At 72.2% G+C, this 22,531-nt stretch carries 24 protein-coding genes; 13 read left to right on the top strand and 11 right to left on the bottom strand.

Annotation, left to right across the window (positions count from 1 at the left end; genetic code table 11):
* Window positions 1-331 precede the first annotated feature (331 nt).
* On the top strand, window positions 332-3,058 hold the full coding sequence (gene dnaB, locus ABD343_RS04870; RefSeq protein ID WP_344524275.1) for a replicative DNA helicase: 2,727 nt from the start codon (window positions 332-334) through the stop codon (window positions 3,056-3,058).
* Window positions 3,059-3,070: 12 nt separating this feature from the next.
* Here the strand turns inward: dnaB and def are convergent, their stop codons facing one another.
* Window positions 3,071-3,709: a peptide deformylase gene (gene def / locus ABD343_RS04865; RefSeq protein WP_344524273.1), complete on the bottom strand. Its 639-nt coding sequence runs from the start codon at window positions 3,707-3,709 to the stop codon at window positions 3,071-3,073.
* A 97-nt stretch (window positions 3,710-3,806) separates the two neighbouring features.
* Here def and ABD343_RS04860 point away from each other — a divergent pair, with 97 nt between their 5' ends.
* Window positions 3,807-4,367: a winged helix-turn-helix domain-containing protein gene (locus tag ABD343_RS04860; protein ID WP_344524271.1), complete on the top strand. Its 561-nt coding sequence runs from the start codon at window positions 3,807-3,809 to the stop codon at window positions 4,365-4,367.
* 4 nt (window positions 4,368-4,371) lie between these two features.
* On the opposite strand, the gene ABD343_RS04855 is transcribed toward ABD343_RS04860, so the two are convergent.
* Window positions 4,372-5,019 (bottom strand): TetR/AcrR family transcriptional regulator, encoded by a 648-nt coding sequence (locus tag ABD343_RS04855; protein ID WP_344524269.1) that lies wholly within the window; start codon window positions 5,017-5,019, stop codon window positions 4,372-4,374.
* A gap of 87 nt (window positions 5,020-5,106) precedes the next feature.
* On the opposite strand from ABD343_RS04855, the gene ABD343_RS04850 reads away from it, so the two are divergent.
* From ABD343_RS04850 to ABD343_RS04840, 3 genes are all read left to right on the top strand, one after another.
* Window positions 5,107-6,000, top strand: a complete 894-nt coding sequence (locus ABD343_RS04850) for an NAD(P)H-binding protein (RefSeq protein WP_344524267.1) — start codon at window positions 5,107-5,109, stop codon at window positions 5,998-6,000.
* A gap of 44 nt (window positions 6,001-6,044) precedes the next feature.
* Window positions 6,045-6,464 (top strand): YunG family protein, encoded by a 420-nt coding sequence (locus ABD343_RS04845; protein WP_344524266.1) that lies wholly within the window; start codon window positions 6,045-6,047, stop codon window positions 6,462-6,464.
* A gap of 333 nt (window positions 6,465-6,797) precedes the next feature.
* Window positions 6,798-7,601 (top strand): TetR/AcrR family transcriptional regulator, encoded by an 804-nt coding sequence (locus ABD343_RS04840; protein ID WP_344524264.1) that lies wholly within the window; start codon window positions 6,798-6,800, stop codon window positions 7,599-7,601.
* A gap of 15 nt (window positions 7,602-7,616) precedes the next feature.
* Here the strand turns inward: ABD343_RS04840 and ABD343_RS04835 are convergent, their stop codons facing one another.
* From ABD343_RS04835 to ABD343_RS04825, 3 genes are all read right to left on the bottom strand, one after another.
* Window positions 7,617-8,669: a restriction endonuclease gene (locus tag ABD343_RS04835; protein WP_344524262.1), complete on the bottom strand. Its 1,053-nt coding sequence runs from the start codon at window positions 8,667-8,669 to the stop codon at window positions 7,617-7,619.
* 193 nt (window positions 8,670-8,862) lie between these two features.
* Window positions 8,863-9,315, bottom strand: coding sequence for a GNAT family N-acetyltransferase (locus ABD343_RS04830; RefSeq protein WP_344524399.1), 453 nt, complete (start codon window positions 9,313-9,315; stop codon window positions 8,863-8,865).
* 77 nt (window positions 9,316-9,392) lie between these two features.
* Window positions 9,393-9,959, bottom strand: a complete 567-nt coding sequence (locus ABD343_RS04825; protein ID WP_344524260.1) for a DUF2269 domain-containing protein — start codon at window positions 9,957-9,959, stop codon at window positions 9,393-9,395.
* A 174-nt stretch (window positions 9,960-10,133) separates the two neighbouring features.
* Here ABD343_RS04825 and ABD343_RS04820 point away from each other — a divergent pair, with 174 nt between their 5' ends.
* From ABD343_RS04820 to ABD343_RS04810, 3 genes are all read left to right on the top strand, one after another.
* The gene (locus ABD343_RS04820; RefSeq protein ID WP_344524258.1) at window positions 10,134-10,799 is read left to right on the top strand and encodes an HAD family hydrolase; all 666 of its coding nucleotides are present in this window, start codon (window positions 10,134-10,136) and stop codon (window positions 10,797-10,799) included.
* 162 nt (window positions 10,800-10,961) lie between these two features.
* Window positions 10,962-12,086 carry a globin domain-containing protein gene (locus ABD343_RS04815; protein WP_344524256.1) on the top strand — a complete coding sequence of 375 codons (1,125 nt, stop codon included), beginning with the start codon at window positions 10,962-10,964 and terminating at the stop codon, window positions 12,084-12,086.
* A gap of 155 nt (window positions 12,087-12,241) precedes the next feature.
* The gene (locus ABD343_RS04810; protein WP_344524254.1) at window positions 12,242-13,249 is read left to right on the top strand and encodes a pyridoxamine 5'-phosphate oxidase family protein; all 1,008 of its coding nucleotides are present in this window, start codon (window positions 12,242-12,244) and stop codon (window positions 13,247-13,249) included.
* A 4-nt stretch (window positions 13,250-13,253) separates the two neighbouring features.
* Here the strand turns inward: ABD343_RS04810 and ABD343_RS04805 are convergent, their stop codons facing one another.
* From ABD343_RS04805 to thiC, 4 genes are all read right to left on the bottom strand, one after another.
* Window positions 13,254-13,739 carry an NUDIX domain-containing protein gene (locus ABD343_RS04805; protein WP_344524252.1) on the bottom strand — a complete coding sequence of 162 codons (486 nt, stop codon included), beginning with the start codon at window positions 13,737-13,739 and terminating at the stop codon, window positions 13,254-13,256.
* A gap of 57 nt (window positions 13,740-13,796) precedes the next feature.
* Window positions 13,797-14,693: a LysR family transcriptional regulator gene (locus ABD343_RS04800; protein WP_344524250.1), complete on the bottom strand. Its 897-nt coding sequence runs from the start codon at window positions 14,691-14,693 to the stop codon at window positions 13,797-13,799.
* Between the two features lie 285 nt (window positions 14,694-14,978).
* The gene (locus ABD343_RS04795; protein WP_344524248.1) at window positions 14,979-15,242 is read right to left on the bottom strand and encodes a hypothetical protein; all 264 of its coding nucleotides are present in this window, start codon (window positions 15,240-15,242) and stop codon (window positions 14,979-14,981) included.
* 93 nt (window positions 15,243-15,335) lie between these two features.
* Window positions 15,336-17,111 carry a phosphomethylpyrimidine synthase ThiC gene (gene thiC, locus ABD343_RS04790; protein WP_344524246.1) on the bottom strand — a complete coding sequence of 592 codons (1,776 nt, stop codon included), beginning with the start codon at window positions 17,109-17,111 and terminating at the stop codon, window positions 15,336-15,338.
* 199 nt (window positions 17,112-17,310) lie between these two features.
* On the opposite strand from thiC, the gene ABD343_RS04785 reads away from it, so the two are divergent.
* Window positions 17,311-18,807: a YibE/F family protein gene (locus ABD343_RS04785; protein ID WP_344524244.1), complete on the top strand. Its 1,497-nt coding sequence runs from the start codon at window positions 17,311-17,313 to the stop codon at window positions 18,805-18,807.
* On the opposite strand, the gene ABD343_RS04780 is transcribed toward ABD343_RS04785, so the two are convergent.
* Both ABD343_RS04780 and ABD343_RS04775 read right to left on the bottom strand, forming a co-directional pair.
* Entirely contained in the window at window positions 18,770-18,991 is a 222-nt protein-coding gene (locus ABD343_RS04780) for a DUF5326 family protein (RefSeq protein WP_344524242.1), read from the bottom strand. The two genes, ABD343_RS04785 and ABD343_RS04780, sit on opposite strands and share 38 nt — an antisense overlap.
* A gap of 153 nt (window positions 18,992-19,144) precedes the next feature.
* Window positions 19,145-19,462, bottom strand: coding sequence for a cupin domain-containing protein (locus ABD343_RS04775; protein ID WP_344524240.1), 318 nt, complete (start codon window positions 19,460-19,462; stop codon window positions 19,145-19,147).
* Between the two features lie 42 nt (window positions 19,463-19,504).
* Here ABD343_RS04775 and ABD343_RS04770 point away from each other — a divergent pair, with 42 nt between their 5' ends.
* The 4 genes from ABD343_RS04770 to ABD343_RS04755 are packed head-to-tail and all read left to right on the top strand — an operon-like array spanning window position 19,505 to window position 22,475.
* Window positions 19,505-19,882 carry a phage holin family protein gene (locus ABD343_RS04770; RefSeq protein WP_344524238.1) on the top strand — a complete coding sequence of 126 codons (378 nt, stop codon included), beginning with the start codon at window positions 19,505-19,507 and terminating at the stop codon, window positions 19,880-19,882.
* 15 nt (window positions 19,883-19,897) lie between these two features.
* Window positions 19,898-20,413, top strand: a complete 516-nt coding sequence (locus tag ABD343_RS04765; RefSeq protein ID WP_344524397.1) for a low molecular weight protein-tyrosine-phosphatase — start codon at window positions 19,898-19,900, stop codon at window positions 20,411-20,413.
* A complete protein-coding gene (locus tag ABD343_RS04760) occupies window positions 20,413-21,306 on the top strand; it encodes a fructosamine kinase family protein (protein ID WP_344524236.1) in 894 nt (297 codons plus the stop codon). Before ABD343_RS04765 ends, ABD343_RS04760 begins: the two co-directional genes overlap by 1 nt.
* A 29-nt stretch (window positions 21,307-21,335) precedes the next feature.
* Entirely contained in the window at window positions 21,336-22,475 is a 1,140-nt protein-coding gene (locus ABD343_RS04755) for a cystathionine gamma-lyase (RefSeq protein ID WP_344524235.1), read from the top strand.
* Window positions 22,476-22,531: the final 56 nt, after the last annotated feature.

Below are 22,531 nucleotides of genomic sequence, written 5' to 3'. Positions count from 1 at the left end.
GTGGATGGTCTTTGTGCAGGTCAGATGGGGTGCGAGGAGCGTGTGGACGAGTAATCCACAGCACTGTCCCCCGACTCGTGCACAGCTTTTCCCCAGTTGTCCACAGGATGCGTGGCGTCATCCACAGCCTGCTGTGGATTAGATGGTTGGCTGAACCCGGCGGCCCACCTACCGTAGTGCAGCGCCCGCCCCAGATTCCCCTCGACTTCACCGCGGTACCGACGCGCCGTAACCGGAGCAGGGCGTCCCAATTGTCAGAGCTGTGCCGTAAGACTGTGCCGTGCGTCAGTGCCGCGCGAAGAGGGGGCACCGGCCGGGAGGAGGTGACGGGGTGACCCAGCAGCCCGAACACGTCGAGGACCCCTGGATCACCGAACTCGCCGCCACCGAGGGCTTCCCGGTCGCCTCCCAGCGCCGCCAGCCGCGGGGGAACGGCGGAAACGGCCAGTCGGAGCGGCACGACAGACACGACCGCGGCCCCGAGTCCGACGGTCACGGCGGTCCCCCCGGCGGCTTCGAGCGCGTCCCCCCGCAGGACCTGGAGGCAGAGAAGTCGGTCCTCGGCGGCATGCTGCTGTCCAAGGACGCCATCGCCGACGTCGTCGAGGTCCTCAAGGGCCAGGACTTCTACCGCCCCGCGCACGAGACGGTCTACCAGGCGATCCTCGACCTGTACGCGAAGGGTGAGCCGGCCGACCCCATCACCATCACCGCCGAGCTGACCAAGCGCGGCGAGATCGCCCGCGTCGGCGGCCCCGGATACGTGCAGTCGCTCGTCCAGGCGGTCCCCACCGCGGCCAACGCGGAGTACTACGCGGAGATCGTCCACGAGCGCGCCGTCCTCCGCCGCCTCGTCGAGGCGGGCACCCGCATCACCCAGATGGGATACGCGGCGGACGGCGACGTCGACGACATCGTCAACTCCGCCCAGGCCGAGATCTACGCGGTCACCGAGCAGCGCACCAGCGAGGACTATCTGCCGCTGGGCGACATCATGGAGGGCGCCCTCGACGAGATCGAGGCCATCGGCTCCCGCAGCGGCCAGATGACGGGCGTCCCCACGGGCTTCACCGACCTCGACTCCCTGACGAACGGCCTCCACCCGGGCCAGATGATCGTCATCGCGGCCCGTCCGGCTATGGGCAAGGCTCTCGCCCTGGACACTCCGCTGCCCACGCCGGACGGCTGGACGACGATGGGCGAGGTGCGCGAGGGCGACTTCCTGCTCGACGCCTCGGGGAAGCCGACGCGGATCGTCGCCGCGACCGAAGTGATGACGGAGCGCCCCTGCTTCGAGGTGGTCTTCGACGACGGCACCACCGTGATCGCCGACGCGGAGCACCAGTGGCTCACGGACACCCGTGCCTCGCGCCGCTCCGCCCGCCAGGGCGCCGCCGTGCGGACGACGCGGGAGATCGCCCGGACCCTGCGCTGCGAGACGGCCGACGCACGCCTGAACCACTCGGTGAGCAATGCCGCGCCCCTGGACCTTCCGGAACGCGACCTTCCCGTTCCGCCGTACGTGCTTGGCGCGTGGCTGGGCGACGGGGCCTCGGGCTGCGCCCGTATCACCACCGTGGACCCGGAGATCCTCCTGGCGATCGAGGCCGAGGGACTCGTGACCACGCGGGTGGGAAGCACGGACAGCCACGGCATCCGCCTCCCGGACGAGGCCGACCGGACCGCGGAGCGTGTGTGTGTCGTGTGCGGCGAGCCGTTCGTGCCGAAGCTCGCGCACGTGAGGACGTGCGGGCAATCGTGCGGGGGACGTGCGCGCACGGTCTCCGATCCCGGCGCGCACACGGTGTGCGTGGACTGCGGTGAGCGGTGCCACTCCTCGTCGCTCACGGCACCGCGCTGCGAGGGCTGTACGCGACGCAACGGCAGCGTGCAGGCCCGGTTGCGGACGCTCGGGGTGCTGGGAGCCAAGCACATCCCCCAGGCGTATCTGCGGGCCTCCGTCGAGCAGCGGCAGGCGCTGCTCGCGGGACTGATGGACACCGACGGGACGGCCGACAGGACGGGCTCGCTGAGCTTCGCGGTGACGAGCCGACGGCTGGCCGAGGACTTCCGGGAGCTGATCGTCGGCCTGGGCCACCGCTGCGGCTGGTCGACCCGGCGCGTCGAGGGCCGGAGCGAAGAGACGTCGACGGTGTACGAGATCACGTTCACCACCCCCGACGACGTCTTCCGTCTGGAGCGCAAGAGGCTGGCGCACAAGGAGCGGTCGCGGGAGAGCTACCCGCGCATCGGCTCGCGCTTCATCACCGAGGTGCGGCCCGTGGAGAGCGTCCCGGTGCGCTGTGTGCAGGTGGACAACCCCGACCACCTGTATCTGGCGACCCGCTCGATGGTCCCGACGCACAATTCCACGCTGGCCTTGGATTTCGCCCGCGCCTGCTCGATCAAGCACAACATGCCGAGCGTGATCTTCTCGCTGGAGATGGGGCGGAACGAGATCGCGATGCGGTTGCTGTCCGCCGAGGCGCGGGTGGCGCTGCATCACATGCGGGCCGGGTCGATGACGGACGAGGACTGGACGCGGCTGGCGCGGCAGATGCCGGGGGTGACGGACGCCCCGCTGTACATCGACGACTCGCCGAACCTGTCGATGATGGAGATCCGCGCCAAGTGCCGCCGCCTCAAGCAGCGCAACGACCTCCAGCTCATCGTCATCGACTATCTCCAGCTCATGCAGTCGGGCGGCTCGCGGCGGCCCGAGAGCCGTCAGCAGGAGGTCTCGGAGATGTCCCGTAACCTCAAGCTGCTCGCGAAGGAGCTGGAGGTCCCGGTGATCGCGCTCTCGCAGCTCAACCGTGGCCCCGAGCAGCGGACGGACAAGAAGCCGATGGTGTCCGACCTGCGTGAATCCGGCTCGATCGAGCAGGACGCGGACATGGTGATCCTGCTGCACCGCGAGGACGCGTACGAGAAGGAGTCCCCGAGGGCCGGTGAGGCGGACCTGATCGTGGCCAAGCACCGTAACGGCCCGACGGCGACGATCACGGTCGCCTTCCAGGGGCACTACTCGCGCTTCGTGGACATGGCGCAGACCTAGGCGAGCGGAGACCTAGTCGCGTTCTCCTGCGGCCAGGCGTTCGGCGTTGGCGGTGCGGCGGGCGTGGACCTCGTCGCGGCGGTCGGTCATCTGGCGCAGGGCGGTCTTGCGGTCGCGCTGCGAGAGGCGGTCGAGGTAGGTCCGGCCGTGCAGGTGGTCGGTCTCGTGCTGGAGGCAGCGCGCGAAGTAGCCCGTGCCCTCGATGACCAGCGGGTTGCCGTCCTTGTCCTGGCCGCGGACGACGGTGCGGTCGGCGCGGGGGAGCGTCATGCCGGCGCCCGGCACGGACAGGCAGCCCTCGCCGTCCTCCAGGAGGCGGCGGGTGGCGGGGTCGGGCGGGTCGAGGACCGGGTTGACCAGGTGGCCGACGTGGCGGACGCCCTCGTCGTCGGGGCAGTCGTAGACGAAGAGGCGGAGACCGACGCCGACCTGGTTGGCGGCGAGTCCGGCGCCGTCGGCGACGTACATGGTGAGGAACATGTCGTCGATGAGCGTGCCGAGTTCGGGGGTGCCGAACTCGGTGACGGGGTCGCAGGGGCGGTGCAGGACCTCCTCGCCGACCTCGGTGATACGGCGTACGGAACCGCGCCGGGCCTCGGGCGGGAGCGCGGGGTAGTGCGTGACGGACTGTCCCTGGACTCGTGTGGGCACCGGGGCCTCGACCTCTCTTCTCGCTGTTGCGGCTTGCCGCTTGCCGCTTGCCGCTTGCCGCTTGCCAAGCGTTTTGCAAAGTATCAGACTTTGCAAAGTGACTGAAGAAGAGGATCAGCCCCGGGTTCACGGCCCGCGCGATGCGCTGCCCGAGCACGAGGTGCGGAGCGCGCTGCTGGCCCTGCTCGACGAGGCCGGGACGGTGACGGCGACGCAGGCCGCGGCCCGGCTCGGGTACAGCTCGGGGCTGTGCTCGTTCCATCTGCGCCAGCTCGCGCGGTACGGGCGCATCGAGGAGGCCCCGCGCGGGGGCGGCGGGCGCGGGGGCGCGCGCCCGTGGCGGCTGAGGACCGCGCCGGAGGCGGCGGAGCACGAGGAGCCCGAGGGGTTCGGGGAGCTGGCGCGGGGCCTGGAGGACGAGAGCTACCAGCGGTGGCTGGCGTCGCGGGACGCGGCGCCGGAGGAGTGGCGGCGCGACGAGGCGTTCAGCGAGGTCGTGTACCTGACGCCGGAGGAGATGACGGCCGTCGCGGAGGCCGTACGGAGCGCGCTGGAGCCGTACAGGTCGCGGGAGGCGGACAGCGGCGCGCGTCCCGTCGGCGCGCGCCCGGTGGCCGTCGTCAGCCGTGTGTTCCCGCTGCTGCCCGGGGCCGGGTGAACGGTCACGTGCGGCGGAAGAGCCCCGCGCGGGCCGCGGCGAGGGTGATGTCGGCGGCGTGGTCGGCGACGGCGTCGTCGAGGGGCTCGGAGAGCACGAGCAGCCGCAGATAGACGGGCGCGATCAGGGACTTGAGCAGGAGCGCCGGATCGGTGCCCTCGGGCAGCTCGCCGCGGTCGACGGCGCGCTCGACGAGCGGCGCGGCGCGCCGGAAGCGGTCGGCGAAGAGGCCCTGGCGGACGGCGGCGATCTCGGGGAGGCGGCCGGCGTCGGAGTACAGCGCGGCCGTGACGCCCTGCTCGTCGACGCTGGTGATGCTGCGGACCATGCGCCGGGCGAGTTCGCGCAGGTCGGATTCGAAGGCGCCGGTGTCCGGGATGAGGATGCTGGCGGCGAGGTGCTCGGTGAGGGCCTCGGTGACGAGCGTCTCGCGGTCCTTCCAGCGGCGGTAGACGGTCGTCTTGTGCACGCCCGCGCGGCGCGCGACGTTCTCGACGGTCAGCGCGGCGTATCCGGCCTCGGCCAGTTCCTGGCGGGCGGCGGCGAGAACGGCCGCCTGGACCTTGGGTCCGCGTGCCTGGCGGGCCGGGGGCGGCTCGGGGTGGTCCGTTCGGTCCTTGCGGCCCGTTCGGTCCGTGTTCTGCGCATTCATCGCAACTCCCAGTTGCGTTGTGGGGCGGTGGCGTGCGAGGCTCAGGCTATCGCAACGCGGAGTTGCGAATTTTCCTGGGGAGGACATATGCACCTGGTCACCGGCTCGACCGGCAACGTCGGACGCCCCCTCGTCGAACTTCTCGCCGCCGCGGGCGCCCCCGTGCGCGCCCTCAGCCGCGACCCGGAGAAGGCCGCCGCCGCGCTTCCTCCGGCCGTCGAGGTCGTACGGGACGCGGCGGGCGGGGCGGGCGCGCCCGAGGAGGCCGAGGGGCCCGGGGTCTTTCCGCTGGAGGGGGTGCGCGCGGTGTTCGTGAACCACGCCGCCGTCGGTGATCGCCTGGCGCCCCTGCTGCGGCAGGCCGTGGACCATGGCGTGCACGACGTCGTACTGCTGTCCACCGCCGCCGCGCTGGACGAGGCCAACCCCGTCGGCGCCCACCACCGCGAACTGGAGCACATGGTGCGGGAGTCCGGCCTGCGCTGGACGGCGCTGCGCCCCGGCGTCTTCCACTCGAACGCGTTCGCCTGGGCAGAGAGCGTCCGTACGGACGGCACGGTGCGCGCACCGTACGGCGCCGCCCGCGTCACTCCCGTCGACGAGCGCGACATCGCGGCGGTCGCGGCGCGCGCCCTGCTCGACGGCCTCGGTGAGGGGAGCGCGCTGGTGGGGCGCACGCCCGTCCTGAGCGGGCCGGAGCAGCTCAGCACCGAGGACCAGGTGCGGATCCTCGGCGAGGCGCTGGGCAGGCCCGTACGGTTCGAGGAGCTGGACCCCGACGCGTGGTGCGCGGGCCTGGTCGCGGCGGGCGTCCCGCGGTGGGTGGCCGACGGACTGGCCGGACACTACGCGCGGGCTGCGGCGCACCCCGTCGAGGTCTCCCCGGTCGTGGAGCAGGTCACCGGCACGCCGCCGCGCCCCTTCGCGGAGTGGGCGGCGGCGCACGCGGAGGCCTTCGGAGGGGGCACGGCGCGCTCGTAGGGCCGGGATCCGGGATTGTCAGTGGTGGCCGGCATCGTGGGGGCATGAGCGGCGGGGACATGAGCGCACCGACGGCCGTTTCCCGGACCCTGGACGAGATCGCGCGTGCCGTGCGGGCGAGTTGGGCCGCCGACACCTGCGCGCCGGACGACGCGGCGCGCGCGCCGTGGACGGCGGAGAACCCCGCGTGGGGCCACTGCGACGTGACGGCGCTGGTCGTGCACGACTTCTTCGGCGGCGAGCTGCTGTGCGGAGAGGTGTTCCTGGACGGGGAGCAGCAGGGCTTCCACTGGTGGAACAGGCTGGCGAGCGGCGAGGAGACGGATCTGACCCGCGACCAGTTCCGGCTGGGCCAGACGGTCACCGAGGGGCGCGCGGTGCGGCGCCCGCCGGGACGGCCGCGGCATCGCGCCGCGGAGTACGCACGCCTGCGCGAACGCGTGGAGGCCCGACTGGGCGCCTGAGGGCTCCTCTGCTCTCCGTGCCGCGCGCGGCGAGACTCCGCGCGCACGTCATCCGTCCGTGAGGAGCCGATGGGCGACGGCGCGCCGCCCTGTTGTCCTGTCGCGTCGACGGCAAGAATCGTACGGGTGTTCCCCACCCCCTTCTCTCCGTGACCCTGCGTGTTTCCCTGCCCACCGCTGTCGTGTCGCGGCAGGGGCGATTCCGCGCTCTCCACGCCCTTTTCGGGGCTAGAATCGGAATGGATAACCCGTTTAACGTAGCGGAATGCTCGACCCGCTTGCCCATGGCGAGGGGCGTTCCACGGGCGCGGAGGCACGGAGAGGGGCCGGCGGATGGCGAACGGCGCGGCGGACCGGGATGCGGCGGGCATCCCGGCCAGCAGGGCGGATGCCAGGCGCAACAGGGCGCGGGTGCTCGACGCCGCGCGCTCCGTCTTCGCGGCGGAGGGGCGCATGGTGCCGCTCGGCGAGATCGCGCGCCGCGCGGGCGTCGGCGCCGGGACGGTCTACCGTCACTTTCCTTCCAAGGAGGCCCTGTTCGAGGCCGTGATCGGGGAGAGCGTCGAGGAGTGTGTGCGGGAGGCCCGTGAGTTGGCGGGGTCCAGCGCGCCCGGCGAGGTCTTCTTCCGGTTCCTCGAACAGATGGTGGAGCGCGCGGCGTTCGACCGTGCTCTGTGCGACGCGCTCGCGGAGTCGCCGGGGCCCGCGGGGCAGTCGCCAGACCTCACGGCTGATGCACAGGGGGAGTTCGGGATCGCGTTGGGCGAGCTGCTCGTACGGGCGCAGCGCGCGGGGGCCGTACGCGGGGACGTCGACGTGGCACGCGTCCGCACGCTGCTGGTCGGCTGCGCGGCGATGGAACAGCGCGGAGAGGGCGTCGGACGGCCGCCGGGGCTGCTCACCGCGGTGGTCTTCGACGGCCTGCGCACCGATGGCGCCGTAACGAAATTCCGTAACGGAAGAGCGCGGGGCGAGGCCGTGAACCGTAACGAAACCTCGTGCTGTGAGACGTGCGGCGCTCCCCTGCCCGCGCCCCGCGCGGGGGCCCGCACCGGACGTCCGGCTCGCTACTGCGGGTCCGCGTGCCGCCAGAAGGCGCACCGGGACCGGCGCCGCAGGGCCTCCGCGTCCACGTGAAGGGGCGGGGCCCGTTCAGCCGACGGACTCCAGCACGCGGAGCCGGGCGCCGTTGTTCCACGACTCCAGCAGGCCGCGGTGCACAGCGGTGACGTCGTGCCGGGACGCCCGCAGCAGCGCGTCGCGCGTGAACGGCGCCGTGGACACCAGCAGCGCGGCCTCCGCGCGGTGCTCGCGCTTGGCCGTACCGACGAACGCCTGTACGTCCGTGCTGGTCACCGTCGCGTCCGGGGCGCGGCGCTCGCAGCGCGCGACGAGGCGCCGCCCGTCCGCGGTGTGCCCCAGGACGTCGATGCGCCCCTCGTGTCCCCCGCCTCCCGCGGGTGCGGCGGTCGCCGTCACGCCCGTACAGCCGTCGCGGCGGCACAGCCAGGCGATGTGCTGGGCGAACGCGCGGTGGTCCATCTCGTCCAGGGCCGCGAGCGAACCCGCGGACTCCCGTTCCCACAGCACCTTGTTGAGCCGCGCGATCTCCTCCTGGTGCCCGGCGAGGCGGTGGCGCAGCTCGGAGTCGGACCGGATCAGCTCGTTCAGCAACGGGACGACGGCCCGTCCCACCGCCGAGCGGACCGCCTCCTCGGCGAGGACCCGCATCCGTGCCTCGTTCCGCGTCTCCGGCGGGCCCCACTCCGCGAGCCGCTGCTCGACGTGGTGCAGGACGCGGGCGTCGAGCCACTTCTCCAGGTTGTGGAAAACCGAGTTGTCCACAGGGGGTGCGGAACGCTGTCCCGACTCGGCGTCGAGCAGATACGTACGCACCTGACGTGCGACGACGCTGTCGCGCAGCAGCATCGCGACGTTGAGGACGGTGCGGCGGGTGAAGAGCGCCAAGTGGCGCCCCGTGTGCTTGTCGAGGGAACTGAGCTCCTTGAAGGAGCTTAGTTCCGCGCCGGTCAGGACCCGGTAGCCGTTCGCCTCCAGCTCCTGCCTGTGGTCGACCACGAGGGAGCGGATGGCTTTGATCCCGACGCCGAAGTAGGCGGCGACCATGCGCGTCGTCATGTGCAGATCGTCGGGGAGCAGGGTGAGGGTCTTCACCCGGTCCAGCACTTCCGTGTGACCCGTCATGCTGGTGCGCAAGGACTGGGATTCCAAAAGGATGCCCTCGTCGAACATTCCGACCCCTCCAACGGCCCGGTCAGGCCCGTACGTTGGGACGGCGTCCTGGGCGAGCCATCCCCCCGAGGGGTAACGAGTCCGACAGTATGAAGACACTCGCGAATAGTGCGAACCCTTTCAATTCGCGTCCCCAAAGGGGCGGCTACAGCGCCATCTTGAACCCCAGATGCGAGGCCTCGAAGCCGAGGCGTTCGTAGAAGCGGTGGGCGTCGACGCGGGTGGCGTCGGAGGTGAGCTGGACCAGGACGCAGTCCTGGCGGCGGGATTCGGCGATGGCCCACTCGATGAGGCGGGTGCCCAGGCCCGTGCCGCGCGCGTCGGCGTGGATGCGGACGGCCTCGATGAGCGCGCGGGCCGCGCCGCGGCGGGAGAGGCCGGGGATGACGGTCAGATGCAGCGTGCCGACGGTGCGGCCCTGCTGGACGGCGACGACGAGGTGCTGGTGGGGATCGCCGTCGAGGCGTGCGAAGGCGGTGCGGTACGGGGTGAGGTCGCCGGGTGTCTCGCGCTGGGCGCCGAGGGGGTCGTCGGCGAGCATCCCGACGATCTCGGGTATGTCGTCGGCGGTGGCGCGCCGGATCGTGAGTTCGGGCAGGGCGGGGGACGCCGAGGCGTCGGCGGGTGCGGAGTGCGAGGTCACGCTCGGAGCGTACGCCTCGCTCGCCCCCCGAGTCAGCGCGCTTCCGAGGGAGCCGGGCGGGAGGGCTGGGAAGGGCTGGACGGGCGGGAAGGGCGTGCCTTCCGGCCACGGCGCGTCAGGCCCCACGGCTTGAGCACCGAGAGCGCCGTCATGAACAGGTAGGCGCTCAGCGAGACGCACGGCGGGATCAGCAGGTCGACGGGATCGACGTGCTGTCCGGCTCCGGACGCCGAGACAGCGGAGTCGATCGTCGCGCGGAAGGCGAAGATGCTCGCCGCGGTCGTGACCAGGGTCAGCCAGAACTTGGTGTAGACCCAGCGGTGGCGGGCCAGCCCCCAGTGGGTGCCGAGGGAGAGGATCAGCCCGGTGGTCAGGGTGAGCAGGGAGACCGGCGCGAGGAGCCAGTCGCCGAAGACCTTCATGGCGCGGTAACTCCCGGTGGCCGTCGCCCCGCCCGCTGCCCCGCCCGCCGTCCCGCCCGCCGCCGTGCCGGTCACGGCGAGGGCGAGCAGGCACAGGCTGGTGCCGAGCCAGGACGCGGCGGCGCTGACGTGGACGAAGAGGGTGGCCCGGCGGACGGGGCGGGAAAGTCGCTGCATGCCTTCGACGGTCCCGTGAGCGGGGCCCGACGGCGTCTGACGCGTGGAGTATCCCTCGCTACTCGAAGCCGAGTACGCCGTGTATGCCGTGTACGAGGTCGCAGGGGGGGCGCAGGGGGGGCGCAGGGGCCGCAGAGGTCACATGCGCCTGGGCACACCCGTACGATCCGGCATATGACGCGACTCCATCTCTTCGACCTGGACGGCACCCTTCTCCACGGTTCGGCCGCGCCCGTGGAGATCTCCCAGCAGCTCGGCGTCGAGCGGGAGATCCGCGAGCTGGAGCGGGCGTTCGCCGCCCGCGAGCTGGCGCCCTCGGAGTTCGCCGTGCGCGCGTGCGCGCTGTGGTCGGAGCTGACGGACGAGGTGGTCGAGCGGGCGTTCACCGGGGCGCCGTGGCTGGAGGGGATCCGCGAGGTGTGGGCGGACATCCGGTCGCGGGGCGAGCGGTGCGCGGTGATCTCGCTCTCGCCGGACTTCTTCGTGCGCAGGCTCCTGGGCTGGGGCGCCGACGCGGCGCGCGCCTCGCGGTGGCCGGTGCTCGCGCCGGGCGCGGAGGCGGAAGCGGGGCCGTATCCGCGCGAGCCGGTGGACCCGGCGGGGATCCTCACACCTGCCGCCAAGGTGAAGATCGCGCGGGAACTCTGTGCGGAGTTCGGGATTCCGGCGACGGAGTGCGTGGCGTACGGCGATTCTCTCTCCGACGCCGAGCTCTTCGCCGAGGTGCCGGTGTCCGTGGCCGTCAATGCTGATCATCACGTCCGGGAGCTGGCCTCGCACCAGTACAGCGGCCGGGATCTGCGGGAGGCGTACGCGCTCGTCAGCCCCGGCATCCGCTGACAAACCCCGGGAATCGGACGCGGTGTGGAACCGCGGACGGGGGTTGTGCGGTGAAGTCATATCGGTATGGTCGACTCCGCATCGTGCTGCCAGGACTTGTGACGGTTTCCTCACTCGGTGTTCTCGGGGGTCGGGTTCGTTCGGACGTAGCGAGGGCACACCATGACCCCTGACGCGGTGCTCATCCGCCGCACGATGGAGGAGATCGAAGGGTCGGCTGACGCCGCCACCGCGTATTTCTACGCCCTTCTCTTCGTGCAGTATCCACAGTTGCGCGAGCTGTTTCCCGCCTCCATGGACACGCAGCGCGACCGGCTCTTCCGCTCGCTGCTGGAGGCCGTGCGGCGGTACGACGACCGGGCGGCGCTCTCCGCGCACTTCGCGGCGCTGGGGCGCGGGCACCGGAAGTACGGGACGCTGCCCGCGCACTACCCGGCGGTCGGCGAGTGCCTGATGGCGGCGCTCGCGCGGTACGCGCCGGCCAGTTGGGGCCCGGAGACCGAGGCCGCGTGGGTACGGGCGTACACGGCGATCTCCCAGATCATGATCGACGCCGCGGCGGAGGACGAACGGCGGGCGCCCGCCTGGTGGCAGGCGGAGATCGTCGCGCACGAGCAGCGCACACCGGAGATAGCGGTGATCACGGTGCGCCCCGACCAGCCGTACCCGTTCCGCGCCGGGCAGTACACGAGCATCGAGACGCCATGGTGGCCGCGCGTATGGCGGTACTACTCCTTCGCCTCCGCGCCGCGCCCCGACGGGCTGCTCACCTTCCACGTGAAGTCCGTGCCCGCGGGCTGGGTCTCCAGCGCGCTGGTGCACCGGGCGCGCCCCGGCCACGTGCTGCGGCTCGGGCCGCCCGCCGGCTCGATGATCGTCGACCACGCGGCGGGGAGCGGCCTGCTGTGCCTGGGCGGCGGCACCGGCATCGCGCCGATCAAGGCGCTGGTGGAGGACGTGGCGGGCCGGGGCGTGCCGCGCCCCGTCGAGGTGTTCTACGGCGCGCGCACCGATCACGACCTCTACGACCTGGACACGCTGCTGCGCCTCGACGGACAGTACGACTGGCTCTCGGTGCGCCCGGTGGTGGCCTTCGGCCAGGCGTCGGTGCCGTCGCTCGCGGGGCAACTGCCGGACGCGGTGCGCCGTTACGGGCCGTGGGCGGCGTACGACGGCTATCTGTCGGGCCCGCCCGGGCTGATCCGGAGCGGGTGGGAGGCGCTGGTGGGCATGGGCATACCGGCCCACCGCATACGGCACGACTCGGTCGACGAACTGGTGAGCTGATGACGGAGGAGGGTGTGAGAGGCGTGACGGACGCGGAGGCGGGAGGGCCGCCCAACGGGCTCAACGGGCTCAGGAGGCGTGGTGGGCCCGGCGTGCCTGGCGTACCCGGTGCGCCTGGCGTACCCGGTGTGCCTGGTGTGCCTGGTGTACCCGGCGTGTCCGCCGTGGACGGGGCTCCGTCGCGGCCCGGCAGCGACGGGGAGCACGCGCTCCAGCGGAGCCTGGGCACGGCCGACCGGGCCGACCGCTTCTACGACGACCAGGTGCTCGACCACCTGAACCCCCGGATGCGGGAGTTCGTGCACCAGCAGGAGATGTTCTTCCTCTCGACCTCCGACCGCCGGGGCGAGTGCGACAGCAGCTTCCGCGCGGGCCCGCCCGGCTTCCTGCGAGTGCTGGACGACCGCACCCTGGTCTACCCCGAGTACCGGGGCAACGGCGTGCACGCCAGCCTGGGCAACATCCAGGAGAACCCCCATGTGGGGCTGCTCCTCATCGACTTCGTACGGGCGCGGATAGGGCTGCACATCAACGGCGGCGCGGTCGTCGTCGAGGACGCGGAGCTGCGCGCGGAGGTCTCCGACCTGCCGGAGGATCCGGTTCCGGGGCGGCGGGGGACGCTGTGGGTGCGGGTGACGGTGGAGGAGGCGTACATCCACTGCGCCAAGCACATACCGCACCTCCAGAAGGCGCCGAAGCGCGCCGCGCGCGACTGGGGCACCGACGACTACAAGCGCAAGGGCGGGGACTTCTTCGGAGCCGCGCGCGAGGCGCGGGAACGGCGCGCGGAGGCGAAGCGGGCGATCCCGCAGCCGGATCCGCAGCAGCCGCAGCCGCAGCCGCAGTCGGATCCGGGTCCGCAGCCGAGTCCGCAGCCGCGACGGGCACCGTCGCATGCCGCGCCGCCGACGCCACAGCCGCACGCGCATCCGCAGGCGCATCCGCAGGCGCAGCCGGAGATCCCGCTGCAGCCGCGCGCCCCTTTGCCGCCCTCGCCCCCGAACCCGGCCCCGAATCCGGCTGCCCCGGCCCCGGCTGTGGCCCCCGCCCCCGTCGCCTCCGTCTCCGTGTGGCAGAAGGAGGCCGAGCGGGCGTTGGCGGAGGCGCGGCGACGTGGGGAGGAGCAGCGGGAACGGGCGCCCTTCCAGGGCTGGTTCGGCTGAGGCCTCAGCCGAGGTCGGGCGCGAGAAGTGCCCGTACGCCCTCGATGTTCGCGGAGAGGTAGGCGCGCAGGCTCGGCGGGACGACCTCGACGGAGGCGAGGCCCTCGCGGCTGAAGGGCACGCGCACGATGTCGTACTCGCCGACGGGCTCCTCGACCTCCGGGCCGTGGCGCCGCCCGGGGTCCATGGCGGCCAGGCGGCAGACGAAGAAGTGCTGGACCTTCACGCCGCCGGGTGTCTCGGCCGGGTCGGCGACGGTGTCGACGAAGGCCGGGACCACGTCGACGACCTTGGCCCCCAGCTCCTCGTCCACCTCGCGGTGCAGCGCGTCGACGACGGTGCCGTCCACGCCGGGCTCGACGCCGCCGCCGGGGGTGATCCAGTACGGCGGCTCGTCCGGCTTGGTGCGCTTGATGAGGATCAGGTTCTGGTCGTTGTCGAGGAGGATGGCACGGGCCGTGCGCTTGACGACTGGACGTTCGTCGGTCATGGATGAGGTCTGGCCCGTGCGGCGAGGGGCGAAACGCCAAACGTGCGTGCGTACGTCTCACCAGTGCACGGCGGCGCGCAGCAGCCACTCATGGGCGCGCGCGATGTGCGGGAGCGCGAGGGTGCCCGCGCGGACGGAGACGAAGTACGTACGCAGGGGCGGCATCGGCGGGTCGAACAGCGGTACGACGCGGCCCGGCTCCAGGGCGTCGTCGCACAGATAGCGCGGCAGCACGGCCATCCCGGCGCCCGCGGCCACGCACTCCAGCACGGCACGCAGGTCCGGCGCGACGAGGGCGCTGCTGTGGACGGGCTCGGCGTCGAAGACGGTGGCCCAGTAGCGGGTGAGGAGCGGCATGCTCTCGTGGACGTCGATCACGGGCACGCCGTGCAGGAACTGCGGGCCCTTGGCGCGCACGACGGAGGCGCCGCCGAGGCGCGCGGCCCAGCGGGGCGCGGCGACCAGGACGTGCTCCTCGTCGCAGAGCGGGGCGGAGTTGAGCAGCTCGCCGCGCGGGCGTGCGGTGCTGAGGGCGAGGTCGTGGTGTCCGGCGGCGAGCCCTTCGAGGCTCTCCTCGGCGGAGCCGAAGGCGACGCGGAGCGTGACGCCCTGCTCGACGAGGGGCGCGAGCGCGGGCAGCGCGCGCACGGACGTGAACTCCGGTGGCCCGGCGAGGTGCAGCGTGCGCCCCGTCGGCTCCTCGTCGAGCCGGCCCTCGGTGATCGCCATGAGCGCGTCGAGGTGCGGGGCGACCTTGTGGGCCAGCTCCTCACCGACGGTCGTCGGCGTCACGCCCCGCGCCTGCCGCAGGAAGAGGGGACGGCCCAACTGCCGCTCCAGCGTACGGATCTGTCCCGTCACCGCGGGCTGCGAGAGCCCCAGCAAGGGTGCCGCCCGCGTGAAGGACCCGGCCCGGTGCACCGCGAGGAACGTGCGCAGCAGAGCCAGATCCATGCCGCTTACGCCTCCGCCTCCACTTGTGCCCCACTGGAACGCCACACCGTCACCGAGAGTGCCGCAACGATAAATATCTCGATAGGTCTATGTCGATACTGTGATTGGACACTGACGCACAGTCAACTAGCCTTGGTTGAGCGCTGCTTTCCGCTTACGGGTGGGGCGGCGTGGGGTGGCTCGTGCCACGAGGGGGGAGGCACGAGCCGCCCGCTCCCGCACGGGGAACGGGCGGCTCGGATCGGGCGCGTGGCGCCGCGCGCTGTGCCTCAGGGGAGGATCAGCTCAGCGCTGGTGGTACCAGACCGTGTAGACGTCGTGGCCACCATTGCCCTCGCAGTACAGCTTGTCGTACTTGTCCCAGTTCTGAATGAGGCCGTCCCACTCCTCCAGCTCGCATTCCGACTTCGAGTCGTACGGCATGCCGCCGGCGATCACCCAGCCGCTGCCCGGCGGGTCGGCGTGCGCGGGCGTCGCGGTCAGCGGGATGGCGAGGGCTGCGGCACCGACGGCGAGGGCGGCGGCGGCACGGGTGCGCCAGGACTTCATCGATCCTCCATGTGCGGGGTGGCTCTGTTTCCACCGCCGACAACGGACCCGTGCCGCCAACGGTTCAACGGGAGGCGGAGCAGGAGCCTGCGGCTATTCGGCCAGCGGCAGATAGACCCTGTTGCCCGCCGCCGCGAACTCCTTCGACTTCTCCTCCATCCCGGCCTCGATGTCCGCTTCCGACAGGTCCCCGTGCTGCTCGCGGATCTCGTGGGAGATCTTCATCGAGCAGAACTTCGGCCCGCACATCGAGCAGAAGTGGGCCGTCTTGGCCGGCTCCGCCGGGAGCGTCTCGTCGTGGAAGGCGCGGGCCGTGTCCGGGTCGAGGGCCAGGTTGAACTGGTCCTCCCAGCGGAACTCGAAGCGGGCGTCCGAGAGCGCGTCGTCCCACAGTTGGGCGCCGGGGTGGCCCTTGGCCAGGTCCGCGGCGTGGGCGGCGATCTTGTACGTGATGACGCCCGTCTTCACGTCGTCCTTGTCGGGGAGCCCGAGGTGCTCCTTCGGCGTGACGTAGCAGAGCATCGCCGTGCCCCACCAGCCGATCATCGCCGCGCCGATGCCGCTGGTGATGTGGTCGTACGCCGGGGCGATGTCCGTCGTCAGGGGGCCCAGTGTGTAGAACGGGGCCTCCTCGCAGACCTCCTGCTGGCGGTCGACGTTCTCCTTGATCTTGTGCATCGGGACATGGCCCGGGCCCTCGATCATGGTCTGCACGTCATGCGCCTTGGCGATGCGGTTGAGTTCGCCGAGGGTGTCCAGCTCGGCCATCTGCGCCGCGTCGTTGGCGTCCGCGATCGAGCCGGGGCGCAGGCCGTCGCCGAGCGAGAACGTCACGTCGTATGTGCGCAGGATCTCGCACAGCTCGCTGAAGTGCTCGTAGAGGAAGCTCTCCCGGTGGTGCGCCAGGCACCAGGCGGCCATGATCGAGCCGCCGCGCGAGACGATGCCGGTCTTGCGGCGGGCCGTCAGGGGGACGTAGCGGAGCAGGACCCCGGCGTGGACCGTCATGTAGTCGACGCCCTGTTCGCACTGCTCGATGACCGTGTCCCTGTAGACGTCCCAGGACAGCTCCTCCGCGCGGCCGTCGACCTTCTCCAGGGCCTGGTAGAGGGGGACGGTGCCGATGGGGACGGGGGAGTTGCGCAGCACCCACTCGCGGGTGGTGTGGATGTTGCGGCCGGTCGAGAGGTCCATGACGGTGTCGGCGCCCCAGCGGGTCGCCCACGTCATCTTCTCGACCTCCTCCTCGATGGAGGAGGTGACGGCGGAGTTGCCGATGTTGGCGTTGACCTTCACCAGGAAGTTCTTGCCGATGATCATCGGCTCGGTCTCCGGGTGGTTCACATTGGCCGGGAGGACGGCACGGCCCCCGGCGATCTCGTCGCGCACGAACTCCGCGGAGAGGTTCTCGCGGACGGCGACGTACTCCATCTCCGGCGTGATCTCGCCCCGCTTCGCGTACGCGAGCTGGGTGACGGAGGCGCCCTCGCGGCCCCTGCGGGGCTGGCGGGGGCGGCCGGGGAAGACCGCGTCGAGGTTCCTCAGGCCCCCGCGGGGCGAGGTGTGCTTGATGCCGTCGTCCTCGGGGCGCAGCTCGCGTCCCGCGTACTCCTCGGTGTCCCCCCTCTGGACGATCCAGTTCTCGCGCAGCGGCGCGAGGCCGCGGCGCACGTCGGTGGTGATGTTGGGGTCGGTGTACGGCCCCGACGTGTCGTAGAGCGTCACGTCGGCGCCGTTGGTGAGGTGCACTCGCCGGACGGCGACCCGGATGTCCGGGCGGGGCCCCTCGACGTATCCCTTGTGCGAGCCGATGGCGGTGCCCTGGGCGTCCTCGTTCTCGGCAGGCGTGCGTGCATCCTGCATGGTCATGTGGACCCACTCCCTACGCCGGCATTACCCGGTAACAGGTTCGGCGGTCGACGCAGCCGTTTCCGTAGTCCCGCTACGGAGGTCAGCGCCCTCTCAGCCCCGTGCTCGGAGCTCCCGCGATGTGCAAAGGCGTCTCTACGCTAGCGGCACACCGCGCATACTGAACAGCCCGCCCGGACGTTCTTGCGATGATCTGTCGGTGAGCCATTCCCCGCCGCCCCCGCCGCCGGGCCCGCCGCAGCAGCCGGGCCCGCCCCCGCATCTCCCCGAGCAGCCGCACAGCCATGGGCACGGCCACGGGCAGAGTCATGCGCACAGTCATGCCCACGGCCCGCCCGCGCCCGTCTCCCACCATCTGCGCAAGGTCATCGCCGCCGTGCTCGTCCCCTTCGCGGTCGCGGTGCTCACCGGGCTGGTCGTCCTGTGGCCGGGCGGCACGCCCGGGCACGAGCACGACCACTCCGGCGTCGGCTTCGACCGGCCCACCTTCCAGGCGAAGGTCGTCAAGCTGGCCGAGGTCGACTGCGAGGACGTCAACGCGCAGCAGCCGCCCCCGCAGCAGGGCGGACAGGGCGGGCAGGGGGGCCAGGGCGGTCAGGGCGGCGGTGCGGGCAAGGCCTCGCGGGGCTCCTGCCAGAAGGCCACCGTCGAGATCGCCGAGGGCAAGGACAAGGGCCACCGGTACACGGAGGTCGTCACGCCCGATGCCACACGGAAGTTCGACGTGGGGCAGAAGGTCGTCGTGGCGTACGCCGAGAAGGCGCCCCGCAACCTCCAGTACAGCGTCGTGGACACCAACCGCGACGTGCCGATGGTGCTGCTCGCGGGGCTCTTCGCGCTCTTCGTGGTGCTGGTGGGGCGGCTGCGCGGGGTGCTGGCGCTGGTCGGCCTGGCGGTGAGCTTCGCGGTGCTCACGCTCTTCATCCTGCCCGCGATACTCCAGGGCTCGAATCCCCTGGTCGTGGCCGTGATCGGGGGCAGCGCGATCATGCTGGCGACGCTGTACCTGTGCCACGGGCTGTCGGCCCGTACGTCGGTCGCGGTGCTCGGCACGCTGATATCGCTGCTGCTGATCGGGCTACTGGGCTCGCTCTTCATCGGCTGGGCCCGGCTGACGGGGAACACCGACGACCAGACGGGGCTGGTGCACGGGCTGTACCCGAACATCGAGATCCAGGGCCTGCTGCTGGCCGGGGTGCTGATCGGCTCGCTCGGCGTGCTCGACGATGTGACGGTCACGCAGACCTCGGCCGTATGGGAGCTGAAGGAGGCGGACCCGGGAGCGAATTGGCGGAAAATCTACCGTTCGGCGATGCGCATCGGGCGTGACCACATCGCGTCGGTCGTCAACACCCTCGTCCTCGCCTACGCGGGAGCCGCGCTGCCGCTGCTGCTGCTCTTCTCGATCGCGCGCAGCGACGTGTCGATGGTGGCCACGAGCGAGGTCGTCGCCGAGGAGATCGTCCGTACGCTCGTGGGTTCGATCGGACTGGTGGCCTCGGTGCCGGTGACGACACTGCTGGCGGCACTCGTGGTGTCCGCCGACCGGCAGCGCCGCGCGGGCCGGAGCGGAACCGGCGCGGCGCCGGAGACGGGAGACGTGGCCGGGCGGCCCGCGTCCCGTACGGCCGTCGGAGCGGGCGCGGCGGCCCCCGCCGTCACCAGTCGCCGCGGGAAGAGGAGGAAGCCGAAGTGAACCGCCGGACCAGGAAGATCACACCGCCGACGAGCGCGGCGAAGACCAGGACCTTGAAGAGCAGTCCGACGATGAAGCCGATGACGGCGGTGATGAGGCCGCCGAAGACGACGAGCGCTATGACCGGGATGGCGATCCACTTCACCCACCACGGCAGTCCCGACAAGGTCTCCTTCGCGTCCATGTCTGTCGCTCCGTTCTGAGAATGATGCTGAGAGAAAGGGGCTGTTCCGCCTTCGATGGTATGCGGGAGGGTGAAGTCCCGGGAGCCGCTTCGGCCCCGGTCCTCCCCTGAACCTGACCCCTACGCGACCCTGACGTTCCCGGCCCTCCGGTCTCAGCTCTCCGGGGGAGAGAAGACCACGAGCACGCGCAGGTCCTCGGAGATGTGGTGGAACTTGTGCACCACCCCCGCGGGCACGTAGACCACGCTGCCGCGGGCGACCTGCGTGGTCTCCTCACCGACCGTGACGGAGGCCCGGCCGCTCACGACGAAGTACACCTCGTCCTGGTTGTGCGGGGTCTGCGGATCCTGGGCACCCTTGTCGAGGGCGTAGAGCCCGACCGACATGTGCCGCTCGCGCAGGAACTGCAGATAAGCGCCCTCGTTGGCGGCCCTCTCGGCCTCCAGCTCCTCCAGGCGGAACGCCTTCACTCCCCCTGCACCCACTTCCTCGACGTCTGGAACGATCGAACCATGACGAATTTCCTCATCAAGACGCTGGCCAACGCCGCGGCGCTGGCCGTCGCGATCTGGCTGATCGGCGACATCACGCTCTCCGGCGGCTCCGGGGGCGAGAAGACGCTCACCCTGGTCGTCGTCGCCCTGATCTTCGGCGTCGTGAACTTCGTGGTCAAGCCGATCGTCAAGCTGTTCTCGGTGCCGCTGCTGATCCTGACCCTGGGGCTCTTCACGCTGGTGATCAACGCCCTGATGCTGATGCTCACCTCCTGGCTCGCGGACAAGCTGGACCTCAGCTTCCACGTCGAGGGCTTCTGGACCGCCGTGCTGGGCGGCCTGGTCGTCTCGATCGTGTCCTGGGCGCTGAACATGGCCCTGCCGGACAAGGACTGAGTGGGGACGACCGACATGTACCGCGTCTGTTTCGTCTGCACCGGGAACATCTGCCGCTCGCCCATGGCCGAGGCCGTCTTCCGTGACCGGATCGCGGAGGCGGGCCTCGACGGCCTCGTGGAGGTGAGCAGCGCGGGCACCGGGAGCTGGCACCTCGGCGAGGACGCCGACCCGCGTACGGCCGCGACGCTGGCCGACGCCGGGTACGGGCCGCTGTCCCACCGGGCCCGCCAGTTCGCGCCCGACTGGTTCGCCCGCGAGGACCTGGTCGTCGCGCTGGACGAGGGGCACGCGGCGGAGTTGCGCGCCATGGCCCGCAACTCCGGCGAGGCCGCGAAGGTGCGGCTGCTGCGCTCGTACGACCCGGCGGCCGACCCCGACGACCCGGCCGGCATGGAGGTGCCGGACCCGTACTACGGGGGCACGCGCGGCTTCGAGGTCTGCCTGGAGATGGTCGAGGCGGCCGTTCCGGGCCTGCTGGACGCCGTGACGGCGGCCCTGGACACGGACCTCGACGGGGCGCGCGGCTGATGGCGGGCGCCGTCCTGGAGGCCGTCTCGCGCGCGGTCGGCGCCGAAGCGCTCTCCGCGACCCCGGTCGGCGGCGGCTCGATCTGCGACGCGTACCGCGTGGCCCTGAACGGCGGAGCCGGACACCCGGAGGTCTTCGCGAAGACCCTGCACGCCGCGCCCGCCGACTTCTTCGCCGCCGAGGCCGCCGGGCTCGCCCGGCTGCGGGCGACCGGCGCCGTCGCGGTGCCCGAGGTGCTCGGGGCCGAGCGGGGCGCGCTCGTCCTGGAGTGGGTCGAGCCGGGCCCCGCCGACGACGCGCAGGCCGAGCGGCTCGGACGCGACCTGGCCGCGCTGCACGCCACGCCCGCGCCGTCCTACGGCACCCCGGGCGAGCCCTGCTACCTGGGCCCGCTGCCCCTGACGTCTCCCGCCGAGCCCGTCACCGACCCCGCCGACTGGCCCGCGTTCCACGCCGGGCACCGGCTGCTGCCGTTCCTGCGCGCCGCCGTGGACGCCGGGAACCTCGCGCCCGAGGACGCCCGCGAGGTCGAGACGGTGTGCGCGCGTACGGACGACCCGGCGGTGTGGGGGCCGCCGCAGCCGCCCGCCGTCATCCACGGCGACCTGTGGTCGGGGAACGTCCACTGGGCCGCCGACGGGCGCCCCCGCCTCATCGACCCCGCCGCGCAGGGCGGCCACCCCGAGACGGACCTCGCGATGCTCGACCTGTTCGGCTCGCCGCGGCTGGCCCGCGTCCTCGCGGCGTACGAGGAGGTGCGCCCCGTCCCCGGGCTCGCCGCGCGCGTCCCGCTCCATCAGCTCCAGCACCTCCTGGTGCACGCGGTGCTCTTCGGCGGGGGCTACGGTGCGCGGTGCGGGGCCGTGGCACGGGCCGCGCTGCACGCGGGCTGAGCCGCCCGACCTCACGAGAGCGAGCGACCATGAACGACGCCGACGCCGACACGGACGCCACCCGCGTCGTACGGGCCGGACTGCCCGGCGAGGAGCCGTACGCGCCCCCGCTGCCGGGGCCCGTGTTCGCCGCGCACTACCACCTGCCGGGCGACGTCGCGGACGCGCCGTACGCCTACGGGCGGGACGCCAACCCGACCTGGACGGGGCTGGAGAGCGCCATCGGCGAGCTGGAGTCGCCGGGCGACCCGGACGTGGAGACCGTCGCCTTCGCCTCCGGCATGGGCGCGATCTCCGCCGTGCTCTTCTCCCAGCTCCGCCCCGGCGACGCGGCCGTGCTGCCCTCCGACGGCTACAACCTGCTGGCCTCCCTCCGGCAGCGCCTGGAGGACTTCGGCATCGAGGTGCGCACCGCGCCCACGGCCGGCGAGGCACAGCGCGAACTGCTCGCGGGCGCCCGGCTGCTGTGGATCGAGACGCCCTCGAACCCGGGCCTGGACGTGTGCGACATCCGCGCCCTGGCGGACGCGGCGCACGAGCGGGGCGCGCTCGTCGCCGTGGACAACACCCTCGCCACCCCGCTCGGGCAGCGCCCGCTCGCGCTGGGCGCCGACCTGTCGGTGGCCAGCGGCACCAAGGCGCTCACCGGCCACGGGGACGTGCTGCTGGGCTACGTGGCCTGCCGGGACGCGGACCTGGCGGCCTCGGTGCGGGCCTGGCGCAAGACGGTCGGGGCGATCCCCGGGCCGATGGAGGCGTGGCTCGCGCACCGCTCGCTGGCGACGCTGGACGTACGGACCCGGCGCCAGGCGGACAACGCGCTGGCCGTCGCCGAGGCGCTGCGCGCCCGTCCGGAGGCCACGGACGTACGGCACCCGGGCCTGCCCGACGACCCGGCGCACGCGGCGGCCGCGCGCCAGATGAGCCGCTACGGCTGCGTGGTCTCCTTCACGCTGCCCGGAAGGGAGTACGCCGAGCGCTTCCTGGACGCGCTGCGGCTGGTCGGGGACGCGACGAGCTTCGGGGGCGTGCGCTCCACCGCCGAGCGCCGGGGACGCTGGGGCGGCGACGCCGTGCCGGACGGCTTCGTCCGGCTGTCGGTGGGCCTGGAGGACGCGGGAGACCTGGTGGCCGACCTCCGCTGTGCCCTGGACGCCGCGGCGCGCTAGAGAAGGCCCGTCCAGGGGCGCGGGGAACTGCGCGAGCGACCACGGCGAGAGCCGCG

Source organism: Streptomyces albiaxialis (genome assembly GCF_039530985.1).
Lineage (GTDB): Bacteria > Actinomycetota > Actinomycetes > Streptomycetales > Streptomycetaceae > Streptomyces > Streptomyces albiaxialis.
Note: the sequence above shows the minus strand (reverse complement) of the source record. Positions and strands in the feature narration are given on the sequence as shown.